Origin of the sequence: Aquaspirillum sp. LM1 (assembly GCF_002002905.1) — a bacterium.
GTDB lineage: Bacteria > Pseudomonadota > Gammaproteobacteria > Burkholderiales > Aquaspirillaceae > Rivihabitans.
This window is the reverse complement of the sequence record NZ_CP019509.1, coordinates 572,131-585,575: the sequence shown is the minus strand read 5'-3', so window position 1 is coordinate 585,575 and position 13,445 is coordinate 572,131. Positions and strand designations below refer to the sequence as shown.

Annotated in this window: 12 protein-coding genes; 2 read left to right on the top strand and 10 right to left on the bottom strand. The window is 60.8% G+C overall.

Annotation, left to right across the window (positions count from 1 at the left end; translation table 11 throughout):
- The first annotated feature begins 28 nt into the window (after nucleotides 1-28).
- A complete protein-coding gene (locus BXU06_RS02650) occupies nucleotides 29-1,411 on the top strand; it encodes an AAA family ATPase (protein ID WP_077296561.1) in 1,383 nt (460 codons plus the stop codon).
- On the top strand, nucleotides 1,408-2,001 hold the full coding sequence (locus BXU06_RS02645) for a retron system putative HNH endonuclease (protein WP_077296559.1): 594 nt from the start codon (nucleotides 1,408-1,410) through the stop codon (nucleotides 1,999-2,001). Before BXU06_RS02650 ends, BXU06_RS02645 begins: the two co-directional genes overlap by 4 nt.
- Before the next feature lie 166 nt (nucleotides 2,002-2,167).
- Here BXU06_RS02645 and BXU06_RS02640 read toward each other — a convergent pair whose 3' ends face one another.
- The 10 genes from BXU06_RS02640 to BXU06_RS02595 all read right to left on the bottom strand — a co-directional run bounded on the left by BXU06_RS02640 (nucleotide 2,168) and on the right by BXU06_RS02595 (nucleotide 13,287).
- The gene (locus tag BXU06_RS02640; RefSeq protein WP_077296557.1) at nucleotides 2,168-2,899 is read right to left on the bottom strand and encodes a hypothetical protein; all 732 of its coding nucleotides are present in this window, start codon (nucleotides 2,897-2,899) and stop codon (nucleotides 2,168-2,170) included.
- 340 nt (nucleotides 2,900-3,239) lie between these two features.
- Nucleotides 3,240-3,443, bottom strand: coding sequence for a DNA gyrase inhibitor YacG (locus BXU06_RS02635; protein ID WP_077296555.1), 204 nt, complete (start codon nucleotides 3,441-3,443; stop codon nucleotides 3,240-3,242).
- Nucleotides 3,440-4,198, bottom strand: coding sequence for a cell division protein ZapD (gene zapD, locus BXU06_RS02630; RefSeq protein ID WP_077296553.1), 759 nt, complete (start codon nucleotides 4,196-4,198; stop codon nucleotides 3,440-3,442). The genes BXU06_RS02635 and zapD overlap by 4 nt, the downstream gene beginning before the upstream one ends.
- A gap of 24 nt (nucleotides 4,199-4,222) precedes the next feature.
- Nucleotides 4,223-4,870 (bottom strand): dephospho-CoA kinase, encoded by a 648-nt coding sequence (gene coaE, locus BXU06_RS02625; RefSeq protein ID WP_077296551.1) that lies wholly within the window; start codon nucleotides 4,868-4,870, stop codon nucleotides 4,223-4,225.
- A gap of 123 nt (nucleotides 4,871-4,993) precedes the next feature.
- Nucleotides 4,994-5,803, bottom strand: a complete 810-nt coding sequence (locus BXU06_RS02620; RefSeq protein ID WP_150125066.1) for an A24 family peptidase — start codon at nucleotides 5,801-5,803, stop codon at nucleotides 4,994-4,996.
- Nucleotides 5,803-7,014 (bottom strand): HlyC/CorC family transporter, encoded by a 1,212-nt coding sequence (locus BXU06_RS02615; protein ID WP_256364057.1) that lies wholly within the window; start codon nucleotides 7,012-7,014, stop codon nucleotides 5,803-5,805. Before BXU06_RS02615 ends, BXU06_RS02620 begins: the two co-directional genes overlap by 1 nt.
- Nucleotides 7,015-7,222: 208 nt before the next feature.
- Entirely contained in the window at nucleotides 7,223-8,245 is a 1,023-nt protein-coding gene (locus BXU06_RS02610) for a porin (protein ID WP_077296549.1), read from the bottom strand.
- A 380-nt stretch (nucleotides 8,246-8,625) separates the two neighbouring features.
- Complete coding sequence (locus BXU06_RS02605) at nucleotides 8,626-10,245, bottom strand: electron transfer flavoprotein-ubiquinone oxidoreductase (protein WP_077302598.1); 1,620 nt, start codon at nucleotides 10,243-10,245, stop codon at nucleotides 8,626-8,628.
- Between the two features lie 279 nt (nucleotides 10,246-10,524).
- A complete protein-coding gene (locus BXU06_RS02600) occupies nucleotides 10,525-11,715 on the bottom strand; it encodes a CaiB/BaiF CoA-transferase family protein (protein ID WP_077296547.1) in 1,191 nt (396 codons plus the stop codon).
- Between the two features lie 390 nt (nucleotides 11,716-12,105).
- Nucleotides 12,106-13,287, bottom strand: a complete 1,182-nt coding sequence (locus BXU06_RS02595) for an acyl-CoA dehydrogenase (protein ID WP_077296545.1) — start codon at nucleotides 13,285-13,287, stop codon at nucleotides 12,106-12,108.
- Nucleotides 13,288-13,445 lie beyond the last annotated feature (158 nt).

Here is a 13,445-nt window from a genome sequence, read left to right as displayed (position 1 = left end):
CTTGATTCGACTTTCCCTTAAAAACCTTATGCACCTCACCTCCCTCACCCTAGAAAACTTCCGCTGCTTTGAGCACTTGGCGGTGGATTTTCACCCCGAGTTCACCGTGTTGATCGCGCCCAATGGCAGCGGTAAAACCACGGTGCTGGATGCTGCCCGCGTGGCGCTGTGGTCTTATGTCAAAGGCTTTGATCTGGGCGCGGGGGCAGGGGGCGGCGCTACGCTGGAAATTGCCGATGTGCGCTTGGCACCTCGCCCTGATGGTGGGATGGAGCCGCAGTTGCCGGCGCGGATCAGCGCGCAGGGCGTGTGGGACGATGGGATGGGCGAGCGGGTGTGGACGCAAACCCGCGAGCGGGTGAAGCCCCGTTCCAATGCGCAGGAGAATGCCGCCGCCAAGCAGCTCAAGACATTTGCCAGCCAGCTGGAGCGGCAGGTGCGCGCGGGCGAGGCGGTGATTTTGCCGCTGGTGAGTTATCTGGGGACATCGCGGTTATGGTTTGAAGGGCGTTTTACTTCGGCAGCCAAAGAGGTGACGCTGGAAAATAGCGAATATTCACGCACGTCGGGCTATCGAGGGTGTTTGACTTATGTATCCAGCTTCAAGGCGTTTTGTGCTTGGTACGGCTGGGTGTTTCGCAGTTATCGCGAAGAGCAGATTCTGGCGCTGGAGCGCAAGCAGCCGCTGAGCGAAACCGGGCAACGCTTTGCCGGAGTGATTGCGGTGGTGACGACCGCAGTGGATGCGCTGGTGCAGGAAGCCACTGGCTGGCATGGTTTGCAATACCGGGCAAGCCAAAATCAGCAGTTGGTGATGGATCATCCTCAATTTGGCACCATGCCGGTGGAAATGCTCAGCGACGGCACCAGAAACGCCATTGCCATGGTGGCGGATTTGGCGTTTCGCACCTATAAGCTTAATCCGCATCTGGGCGCAGAAGCCGCCCGTCAAACGCCTGGCATTGCGCTGATTGACGAAGTGGACATGTTTTTGCACCCCAGCTGGCAGCAAACCATTGTATCGTCATTGCGGCGGGCTTTTCCCAATATCCAGTTTATTGTCACCACCCACAGCCCACAGGTGCTGAGCACGCTGCCGCGCGACAATATCCGGGAGATTGCGCTCACCCCCGCCGGTGGCATGGCGCGCATGCCGGATTTCAGCCCGCTGGCGCATGAGTCAGGCGCGGCGCTGGCCAAAGTGATGGGCGTACATCAAGCGCCGCCGTTACCGATTCAGGACGATATCCATCAATTTGAGTTGCTGGTGCGCGCCAATCAGGAACACAGTGATGAGGCCCGTGCATTGCGCAGCAAACTGGATGCCGCTGGCTATCAGTTTCATGACAGCGATTTGGCCACCTGGCGCTTTCTGGCAAGCCGGCGGGCGATGGAAGGCAAATCCACATGATCGAATTACAGCATCGGGCCACGCCCACTGAACTGCTCAGCGAATTTGTGGCGGCCAATCCGCAGTTAACCCCAGCGGATTTTTCCAGCGTGGCATTTCAGCCGGTCAAGCGGCAAGTCAAGGCTGATCTGAATGCCGATCAGGGCGGCTTGTGCGTCTACTGCGAAAAACCCCTGGGGCCAAACGAAGGCCAAATAGACCACATCAAGCCCAAGGACGGCCCGCACGGCCATCCGCACCTGTGCTTTAGCTACGTCAATTACGCCCACAGCTGCATCAATCCAAAAACCTGCGGACAACAGAAAAAATCCGGCCTGCTGCCGATTGAGCCACAGCCAGGCTGCAATGCGGAGTGGATGCTGTCCACCGATGGAACCATCATGCCGATAGCCGGGCTGAGCAGGCAGCGTCGTCATGCTGTGGTGCAAACACGCGATATGCTGGGCTTGAACAAAGACGCCAATCTGGTGGACGAGCGCAAACGATGGTTAGCCAGTGTACTGGCCATCGGGCAAGCACAGCCGCAGGATATGCTGTTGTTTTTGCAAACAGCGCCCTATCGCCACATTCTGGCCACGGTGTTGTTGTAGACACCGAGCGGGTTTCTGATTGGGGCGACGCCCAAAATGGCGGTCAGGTGGGCCGCTTCATCCTGTGCACATTGTTCAAAAAACGCCGCCATGAAGAAGCCGTGCATGGCTGCAGCCAGTGTGGGTTTGCGTGTTGAGCGCGGGATCGGGCGTCGTGCAGTTGTTATCAGGTCTGGCTGGCTGAACGTCTTTGTTGCACCCACGTCGGCACCGGACCCAGCGCTGGCGCGGTTTCTACTTCAAAAATCAGCTCCAGCAAGCCGGTGATGTCGGCGTCCACCTGTTCTTGCGGCATGGCCAGTCGCGACTTCATATAAATAGGCGTGTTTTGTTCAAAGTCCCCCACGGAAATCACGATGTACTTGCTGTTCTGTTCGCCCTGCACCAGCATGTCGCCCTGAATGATCATGGTTTCCCAGCCCACACCAGCCTTGCGCATGTCGGCTTTTTCCGCGTAATGGACATCGCACACCAGCAGCACCCTGCGCGCCTTGATCAGTTCGTTGGTCATCCATTGTGGTACATCCATGCCAGGCTTCAGATGAAAATGGTCCAGCCGGGCATCCACGCCCAGCAAGGGCAGATTCACTTGGGAGCAGTCGTTGTCGCGGCGAAAGCGCCCAATGCGCTGGGTGATGCGGGTGATGGCCTCGAGACTGGCGCAACCGGTGGCCACGCTCACCGAAGCGGCATAGCCCACACAGTCGGCTTTTTCATACAGGGTTTGCACCGTCGAGAAGAACACCTCGCCGTGCGGTATTTTTTGCTTCCAGAAGGGCAAGTGGTGTTGCTCGATTTCGTGCCGCACCCATCCGGTTACGCCGCCTTGGTCATTGCACGGCAGGATCAGCAAGTCGCACTTGTCGTCAAATACGCTGCCAAATTTGATTTTCAGCATGATGGTTTCCTCCGCTCAGCGATGCTGGCCTGCTGGCAGTCAAGGCGTAATATCACCTTGCCCAATGAAAAAAAATGCAGGCGTTCGGGCGTTGCTGAGGCTCAGGATTCTGGCAAAGTTGACATCCTCCACGCCCTCTCGCTTACGCTCGCCAGTCTTTAAAGACCGGAAAGACGGGGATTCCTACTGCTGTGAGCTAAAAACGCCGCACTAAACCCAAAAACAGGATTGCTGCGCAATCCACGCTATCCTTCCCCGCCCTGAAGGACGGGGGTTGCCACGCACGGGATCAGGCCGATGGGTATTGGAACAGGGAAAGCACGCTGGCCAGGTGGGGGCGCTACTGGGGGTCGGGCTCGCTGCCATCCGGCCCATGTGGGGTGGGAATCCGGTAGCCTTCATTGGCCCACTGCCCCAGGTCAATCAGCTTGCAGCGTTCGCTGCAAAATGGCCGGAACGGGTTGGCCGTGGTCCATGTGACCGGGCGGCGGCATTGCGGGCAGGGCACCACCGGCGGTGGGCGCACATCAGGGGCGTCGCTCATAGTTTGCAAAAAGCCAGGGTAAACGGAATATCCGCCGTGGCAGCACGGGAGCGGGCCGAGTGGGTGGTAGGCTCGATAAAGCGCACATTCACCGCATATTTATTGGCGGATACTTCCGGCACCAGCCCCAGGCTGGCATCCAGGGTGATGCGAATCAGGTGCACCACCTTGCCACCGGACATTTGCTGAAACGCGCCGTGGCGGGCGGTAAAAGTGTTGCTTTTGCCGCTGTCGCGCAGCAATTTGAGCAGCACGCCCACCGCATCGCGGGTGGCCAGCAATGGCGCAGACCAGCGTTGCAGGTCGGCACGGCGGACCTCGGCGGATTGTTTTTGCCAGAAATAATACGACGGCAGGTCAAACTGACAGGCCCCGCCGGCAATGGCGGTGCGCTGCTTGATGTTCATCAGCCACTCGTTGTCGCGCAGTTCGTGGCCAAACTTGCCGGTGAACTCCAGCTGGCGGGTCATGGCCGATTCGATTTCACCCAGCACCGCTTCCAGCGCGCCTTCGGCAATGGCCGGATTATCGCGCAGCGCCTCCAGCGCATAGCGCTGGCGTTCAAGGTCTTGAATCAGTTCGGATTTCAAGTCACCACGCGCGCCCAGCTCGGCCATGTCAAACAGGGTTTGCAGGGCAACATGGTGCTCGTCAGCGCCGTCGGCGCTGGAAAAATGCGTCAGCCGGCGAAACAGTTCTTCCAGCCTGAGCAGGATCCGCACACGTTCGACAATAGGAAATTCAAAGCTGATCACAAGGCCACGGCAGGAGTATGAAAATTAATCGGCAACCCGGTTGGCGCACGCCAGGCGCGCCAGTGCGAGATAATAGCCGTGTTTTGCATCCACTTGAAGCCCAAGCTGCGCAAAACTGTCTGAATTGTCAATTACGTCATCGGCGTGCGCCAGCCGTTGCGCCCGGCTGGCCTGGCTGGCCAGGATGGCGTCGATCTGGCTATCGGCCAGTCCGTTGCGCGCACGCACCCGCTGTTTTTGCATCTCTTCCGGGCAGTCCACCACCAGCACACGGTCAGCCAGGGCCAGATAGCTGCCGGTTTCCACCAGCAATGGCACCACCAGCACCAGATACTCGCCGGGGCAATCCGCCAACGCCCGCTCGGTGTGCTGGCGGATCAGCGGATGCAGGATCGCCTCCAGCTGCTGGCGCGCCGCCGGGTCGGCAAACACCCGGGCGCGCATCGCCGCCCGATCCATCGCGCCGTCGGCCTGGGCGCATTCTGGGCCAAATGCCGCCATCAGTGCCGGCATGGCGGCACCGCCCGGCGCAGTCAGCGCATGGGCAATCAGGTCGGTATCCACCACCCCGGCCCCCAGTTCGCCCAGCCGTTGCGCCACCGCGCTTTTGCCGCTGCCAATACCGCCAGTCAGCGCCAGCACCCAGCGCGGGCCTTGTGGGCTGTCAATCATGTCAAATCTCCTTATAAGGCAGCTCGCAAAACCCTCCTGGCGTGGCGGCACGACCTTACCGTACGGCTTCCCTACGGTCGTGCGCCTGGCCAGAATCGCTACGCTGCGTTTGGTGAGCGGCTCTTAATATTCCATCCATGCCAGCCACAGCGGCAAAGGCCAGAGCCACAAGGCAATGCCGGCCATGGCCAGAAACGGGCCAAACGCCAGCGCCCGCCGGGCGCGCAGTGGCCCCGTACACACCGCCCAGATCAGCCCACCCAGTGCGGCCAGGGTAAGCAGCCAGGGCAGCGCCAGCCCACCATGCCAGGCCCCCAGCGCCGCCAGCAGCTTGGCGTCGCCGCCCCCCAGGCCAGGCTGGCCACGCCAGGCACGGTAGCCGGCATTCAGCCCGGCCAGGCCGGCATAGCCTGCTGCGGCCCCCCATACCGACGCAGTCAGCTGCCACGGGCTGGCCAGGCTGGCAAACAGCAGGCCCGCCCACAGCAAGGGCAGGGTGAGCAGGTCGGGCAGCCAGAACGTTTCGGCGTCGATCCACGCCAGCGCCAGCAGGGTGGCGCAGCATAGCAGGGCGGCGGCAAAGGTGGCCGTCAGGCCATAGCGGCTGCCCAGCATCACGCTGAGCAGCGCCATCAGCGCTTCCAGCAGCGGGTAGCGCCAGGCAATTGGCTGCTGGCAATGCCGGCAGCGGCCACGCTGGCGCAGCCAGCTGAGCAGCGGCAGCAGTTCGGCCAGGCGCAGACGCTGCTGGCAGTGCGGGCAGTGGGAAGGCGGCCAGCTCAGCCGGGCCAGCAGGCGGACATGGCCGGGATGGGCATCTTCGGCCAGCAGCAGCGGCACACGCGCCACCAGCACGGAAAGAAAGCTGCCCAGCGCCAGGCCCAGCAGGGCCAGCGCGGACAGCCATACGCTGTCGGGCAGCGGCACCGGCATCAATGCGGCGGCAGGATGCGCACACGCTTGACGCCGCGCTCCTGGGTTTGCAGCACTTCAAACACGCAGCCCGACAGGCGGAAACAGGTGCCCGGCTCAGGAATGTCCTGGAAATACTCGACAATCAGGCCATTGACGGTTTTCGGGCCGTCCAGGTCGAAATTGACTTCCATTAATTTGACCAGATCGCGCACGCTCATGCTGCCATCCACCAGCACACTGCCGTCGTCCTGGCGCTGGGCCAGTGGGTTTTGTCCTGGCGCATGGGTGGTGAATTCCCCCACCACTTGTTCCAGAATGTCTTCCAGCGTGGTCAGGCCCATCATTTCGCCGTATTCATCGACAATGATGGCAATCCGCCGCTGGTTTTCCTGAAAGTTTTGCAACTGGGTGAACAGTGGGGTGCCGGCAGGCACAAAGTAGGGCGGGCGCAGAATGCTGAGCAAGCGCTCGACGGTAATGTCTTCGGTGGCCAGGTGCAGCACTTTGCGCACATGCAGAAAACCCACCACATTGTCGTAGCCGCTGCGGTACACCGGCAGGCGGGTGTGATGGCAGGTCATCAGCTGTTCGCGGATTTGTTCAATCGGCGCGTCCAGGTCAATCATTTCCAGCTGTTTGCGCGGAATCATCACGTCGTCAACGGTGAAGTTTTCCAGCTCAAACAGGTTGAGCAGCATGGTGCGGTGTTTCTTGGCAATAAACTGGCCAGACTCCAGCACCAGCACGCGCAGTTCTTCTGGCGTCAACACCGTGGTTTCTGGTTGTGGCTGCACCCGCAGCAGGCGAATCGCCCCCTTGACGAACAGATTGACGAACCACACGATCGGATAACACACCTTGAGCAGCACGGTCAGCGGATAGCTGGCGACCACGGCCACCTGATCGGGACGGGTGGCGGCAATCACCTTGGGGGTGGCTTCGGAAACAATCAGGATGGCAAAGGTGACGGCGACGGTGGCCAGGCCCAGTGCGGCTTCGTTCTGGCCGAACAGGCGAAAGGTGATCACCGTGGCCAGTGAGGCCGAGGCGGAGTTGACAAAGTTATTGCCCAGCAGAATCACGCCAAGCAGCTTGTCGGTTTGTTCCAGCAGCTTTTGCGCCAGCCGGGCACCGGTGTGGCCCTGGGCGGCGCGGTTTTTCAGCCGGTAGCGGTTGACCGCCATCATGCCGGTTTCCGACATGGAGAAAAACGCCGAGATCAGTAACAAGACTATCAGAATGCCGATGAGTCCGGATAAGGGAATGTCGTCCAAGAAAGTCAGCTCACAAAAACGATACGATGCACAGTATGCCAGCGCGCTGCCGTGTTGTGGATGAAAATCCTGCAACACGACGCCTGGCCGGCCTGACTGCACCAGACCATGAAAAAAGACGACCGAAGTCGTCTTTTTTCATTCACATCAGGACACGCCTGAATTAGAACTTGTGTTGCACGCCCACGGCCAGGGTGCGTTCCTTGCGCTCGTCGGTGCCGGCAACGATGATGTTGTCGTGCTTGACGTAGCCAAAGGAGGTGTAAGCGGTGGTGCGCTTGGACAGGGCGTAGTCCACACCAATCACGTACTGGTTGATGCCGTCGTCAGCCTTGGTGCCGTTAACCTTGGTGTCCCACACGTGAGCGTAGGTGAACTTCGGGGTCAGGGCACCCATGGTGTAACCCACGGTCAGAGCGGCTTCCTTGGCCTTGGTGGAGTTCACAGCACTGTCCTTGTACAGCTTGGATTGGCCGTAGGCCAGGGCAACCAGCAGGTTGTTGGCGTTGTAGCCACCTTCCAGACGCCAGTAGTTGCCGTCCTTGGAAGCGGAAGCGTCGGTGTCCTGGAAGGACACGTAGCCGATGTCAGCGTAGTAGCCAGCGTTTTCGTAGCCAGCGCCCAGGCTCCACACGGCCTTGTTGGAGCGGTTGCCCTTCACAGTGGTGCGGGCTTCGTCAAAGCCGTACTGAGCAGCCACCTTGAAGCCGTTCAGGCTCGGGCTGTCGTAACGGATGGAGTTGTTGTAACGGGTGTCCAGGGTGTTGGCGGAGGTCACGGTAGCACCGTTCACGCCAGCGCCGTAGATCCACGCGTCATACTTTTCCATGTCGGAGTTCAGGTAGGAGCTCAGCTTACCCAGACGCACGGTACCGAAGTTGCCGGTCAGGCCCACGAAGCTGTCGCGGGTTGCCCAGGTGTTGTTGCCGTTGACGTTGGTGCCGTCGATCGACAGGGCTTGCTCAACTTGCCAGATAGCCTTCAGGCCGTTGCCCAGGTTTTCGCTGCCCTTGAAGCCGATCAGGGAGCCGGTGTCGTCGATGCGGGTGGTCGACTTGGCGGCACCGCCGCTGTAGCTCAGGGACTTACCGTTTTCGATGCTGGCTTCGATGGTGCCGTACAGGGTCACGTCGGCCATGGCGGCCATCGGCAGGGCAGCAACTGCCAGAGCGATCAGTTTTTTCATTGCAAAATCCTTTTCAAGTCAGTCAAAGGTTCAGTTGGACACGGCTTGGCCGCCCAATAAAGAACATCTGTGCATCGCGCATTGACGGCGACGTCATGGAGGCGAATATAGTCGCTGGCGTTGTGAAAATACAAACAAAGCCCTTTTTGCCGATTTCCGCACTGCGGAATTTCTGGCAAAAAAACATCTAAGACACTGATTTAAAAAGATACTGTGCAAAATACCGCTATGTTGTATTCCTGCCACAATATGGCAGGATGGTGACAGAGCAGCGCAATATGGCCAGCCAGCAGGCGCAAAAAAACGGGGCGCTTTGCTCAAAAAGCGCCCCGTTTGCACCACGTAGCGTGCCCGATCCGGGCTCCCACCGCTGAAATGACTTACATATTAGGGTAGTTCGGCCCGCCCCCACCTTCTGGTGTGGTCCAGTTGATGTTCTGGCTGGGGTCCTTGATATCACAGGTTTTGCAGTGTACGCAGTTTTGCGCGTTGATCTGCAAACGCGGCGCGGCGTCGCCCTCGCGGACAATTTCATACACGCCCGCCGGGCAGTAGCGCTGCTCGGGGGCGTCGTAGCGGGCCAGGTTCAGCGCAATCGGCACGCTGGCGTCTTTCAGCCGCAGATGAATCGGCTGGTCTTCGCTGTGGTTGGTGTTGGAAATGAACACGCTGGACAGCTTGTCGAAGGTCAGCACGCCATCGGGCTTGGGATAACTGATTTTAGGCATCTCCGCTGCCGGCTTCAGGCAGACATGGTCCGGACGCTTGTGGCGCAGGGTCCACGGCGCATTGCCCTTGAACACATAGGTGTCCAGCGCCGAGTACACCAGCGCCGGCCAGAAGCCCCAGTGGAACGACGGGCGAATGTTGCGCACGCGCCACAGTTCGTCAAACAGCCAGCTATGACGGAAGGCAGTCGGGTAGGCGGTCATCTCGCGCGCAGGGACATCTTCGCCCAGCGCAGCAAAAATCGCTTCGGCAGCCAGCATGCCGGACTTCATTGCCGTGTGCGTGCCCTTGATCTTGGGCACATTCAGAAAGCCCGCCGTGTCGCCCACCAGGCAGCCGCCAGGGAAGGTCAGCTTGGGCAGGCTCTGGATGCCCCCTTCGGACAGCGCACGCGCGCCGTAGCTGATGCGCCGTCCACCTTCAAACACCGGGCGAATGGCCGGGTGGGTCTTGAAGCGCTGGAACTCGTCGTACGGGCTCAGGTGCGGGTTGTCGTAGTCCAGGCCAATCACGAAGCCCACTACCACCTGATTGTTTTCCAGGTGATACAAAAACGAGCCGCCGTAGGTTTTGCTGTCCATCGGCCAGCCAGTGGTGTGGGTGATGCTGCCCGGCTGGTGATGCTCGGGCTTGACTTCCCACAGCTCCTTGATGCCGATGCCGTAGGTTTGCGGGTCGCTGTCGGCGCGCAGGTCAAAACGCTCGAACAGGGTTTTGGTCAGTGAACCGCGACAGCCTTCGGCAAACACCGTCTGTTTGGCCCACAGTTCCATGCCCGGCTGATAGGCATCGGTTGGCTCGCCATCGCGGCCCACGCCCATGTCGCCAGTGGCCACGCCCTTGACCGAGCCGTCTTCGTGGTACAGCACTTCAGCGGCAGCAAAGCCGGGGTAAATTTCCACGCCCAGCGCTTCGGCCTGTTCGCCCAGCCAGCGGCAGAAATTCCCCAGGCTGATGATGTAATTGCCATGGTTGTTCATTTGCGGCGGGGTGGGCAGCCGGGTGGCGGCGGTTTCGCTCAGATGCAAAAAGCGGTCTTCGCCAGCCGGGGTGTTCAGCGGCGCGCCCTTGTCTTTCCAGTCGGGAATCAGCTCGTTGAGCGCGGTGGGCTCCAGCACCGCCCCAGACAGAATGTGCGCGCCGATTTCCGAGCCTTTTTCCAGCAGGCAGACACTGAGCTCGCGCCCGTGCTGTTCGGCCAGTTGTTTCAGGCGAATCGCCGCAGACAGGCCGGACGGGCCGCCCCCCACGATCACCACGTCGTATTCCATGTATTCGCGTTCCACCGCAGTCTCCTTGTCATCCGCCGCAACAGCAGTTTTTTGGTGTGGCTTGTTGCGCGAATCATGCATGCAAATCCCCGGCAGGTCAAACAAGCGTTTGAAATTATCCCTGAGCCAGGCACCTCGTGCAGCAAGCATGCCACAGCTTGCTGGTGACGTTAGGGAAGGGGGCAGTGGTCTGTGCGGATGGCCGCGCGCGTCACCCTGCTTTATTGTGATTCCGTACAGGTGAGCATCCAGGGCCATCCACCCTGCATTCATGCCCCCTTACACCACGCCGTTTTCCCGCAGGCGGGCCACCTCTTCTGCCGTCTTTCCCAACGACGTCAACACCGCCTCGGTATGCTGCCCCAAGGCGGGTGGGGCGGCATGGTACACCACTGGCGTGCCGGAGAGTTGAATCGGGCACGCCACCTGCGGCACGGGCTGCCCCTGAGCATCGGGCAAATCCAGCCGCATGCCGCGCGCCACGATCTGCGGATCGGCAAACGCCTGATCCACGGTATTGATCGGGCCATTGGGCACGCCAGCCGCGTCCAGCGCGGCCAGCCAGTCGTCGCGGGTGCGGGTGACAAACACCTCGGCCAGCAGTGGGGTCAGCGCGTCACGATGTGCCACCCGGTCGGCGTTGCGGGCAAAGCGCGGGTCGGTGGCCCATTCCGCATGGCCGCACAGCTCGGCGATGCGGGCAAACTGGCTGTCGTTGCCACAAGCCAGAATAAAATGGCCGTCGGAAGTGGCAAATACCTGATACGGCACGATATTCGGGTGGGCATTGCCCAGGCGCGGGGGCACTTCCCCGCCAATCAGCCAGTTCATGTTGACGTTGGCCAGCATGGCCAGCGCGCAGTCGAACAACGCCAGATCAATCGCCTGGCCTTCACCGCTGCGTTCGCGCGCCAGCAGCGCGGCACAAATCGCATTGCTGGCGTACAGGCCGGTGAATAGGTCGGTGACGGCCACGCCCACCTTGTGCGGTTCGCCCTCCGCCGGGCCGGTGATGCTCATCAGCCCGCTCATGCCTTGCACAATATAGTCGTAGCCGGGGCGGCTGGCGTAGGGGCCGGTCTGGCCAAAGCCGGTGATTGAGCAATACACCAGGCGTGGGTTGATTGCCTTGAGCGTGGGGTAGTCCAGCCCATATTTTTTCAGGCCGCCCACTTTGTAGTTTTCCAGCAACACATCGGCTTCAGCGGCCAGTTGCTGCACAATCGCCCGTCCTTCCGGCTGGGTGATGTCCACGGTAATCGACTGCTTGCCCCGGTTGGCCGCCAGAAAATACCCGGCGGTGCCATCGGGCAGATTGGGCGGCCCCCAGTGGCGGGTGTCGTCACCGGCACCGGGTTTTTCCACCTTGATCACCGTGGCCCCCAGATCGGCCAGCAACTGGCTGGCCCAAGGCCCGGCCAGTACCCGCGACAAATCCAGCACCTTGATGCCGTCTAATGCTCCGCTCATATTGACTCCTTGCCGGCCCGCGCCCACCCCGCAGCGGGGGCCGATAAAAAACGCCCGGTCCTGAAAAGGGCCGGGCAAAGTGATGGAGGGTGAGATCCCCCTCGACCGCGCATGATCTTGCTGACGCCCGACGGCGTGAGGGCGGCTGGGCGTCGGGTATCGGCCTGCCGACGCAATGGCATTAGGGAAGCGCTGATGTATTCAGAAAAATCGTGTTTGCCAAAAGCAAAATCCAGCAAAATCAAAGCCCTGGATTCCCACCTTCGCGGGAATGACGATTTTTTCAGCGTTAGCGCCGTTCACCACACCCAGCGAAGCAATCCTGGCCAGGCGTGTGGGCAGATACGGCAAGGCCACACCACCACGCCAGGCAGGTTGTGTAAGCAGCGCTTAGCCAAACGCCTGGATGCCGGTTTGCGCCCGACCCAAAATCAGCGCATGCACATCGTGGGTGCCTTCGTAGGTGTTGACCGCTTCCAGGTTCATCACATGGCGAATCACGTGGAATTCATCGGCAATGCCATTGCCGCCGTGCATGTCGCGGCTGACGCGGGCGATGTCCAGTGCCTTGCCGCAGTTATTGCGCTTGATCAGGCTGATCATTTCCGGCGCGGCCTGGCCTTCGTCCATCAGCCGGCCCACGCGCAGCGCGGCTTGCAGGCCCAGGGTGATTTCGGTTTGCATATTGGCCAGCTTGAGCTGCACCAGCTGGGTGGCGGCCAGCGGGCGGTTGAATTGCTTGCGGTCCAGCGTGTACTGGCGGGCAGCGTGCCAGCAGAATTCCGCCGAGCCCATGGCCCCCCAGGCGATGCCATAGCGGGCCTTGTTCAGGCAGCCAAACGGGCCTTTCAGGCCTTTGACATTGGGCAGCAGGTGGTCATCCGGCACAAACACGTTATCCATGACAATTTCGCCGGTGATCGACGCGCGCAGCGAGAACTTGCCGTGAATCTTCGGCGTACTCAGACCCGGCATGCCGCGATCCAGAATAAAGCCACGGATTTCGCCTTCGTCGTCCTTGGCCCACACCACGCACACATCGGCAATCGGGCTGTTGGTGATCCACATCTTGCTGCCGTTCAGCGTCCAGCCGCCGTCTACCTTGCGGGCGCGGGTTTTCATGCCAGCGGGGTCGGAGCCAGCGTCCGGCTCGGTCAGACCAAAGCAGCCCACCCATTCGCCAGTGGCCAGCTTGGGCAGGTAGGTATCGCGCTGGGCATCGGTGCCGTAGGCGTAAATCGGGTGCATCACCAGCGAGCTTTGCACGCTCATCGCCGAGCGATAGCCGGAATCCACCCGCTCGACTTCACGCGCTACCAGGCCGTAGGCCACATGGCTCAGGCCGGCGCAGCCCCAGTTGTCCAGCGTGCAGCCCAGCAGGCCCAGCTCGCCCATTTCGCTCATGATTTCGCGGTCGAAGCGCTCTTCGCGGTTGGCGGTCAGCACGCGTGGCAGCAGTTGTTCCTGACAGTAGGCGCGGGCCGAATCGCGCACCATGCGCTCTTCTTCGGTCAGCTGGCTTTCCAGCAGCAGGGCGTCATCCCATTGAAAAGCCGGGCGGGAAGCGGACATTGTGTATCTCCTTGCAATCAGTCGGGTCGGGAACGCCGGTCAGCCGGGCTGTCTGGCGGGATTTTTGTTCCGCTTTGCGGAATAGTGTTTTACAATGCAGAATACTTTAGCCAAGCTCGCGTCTGCTGTAAAGTGGCAAAATTCACCTCCGCCCCCAC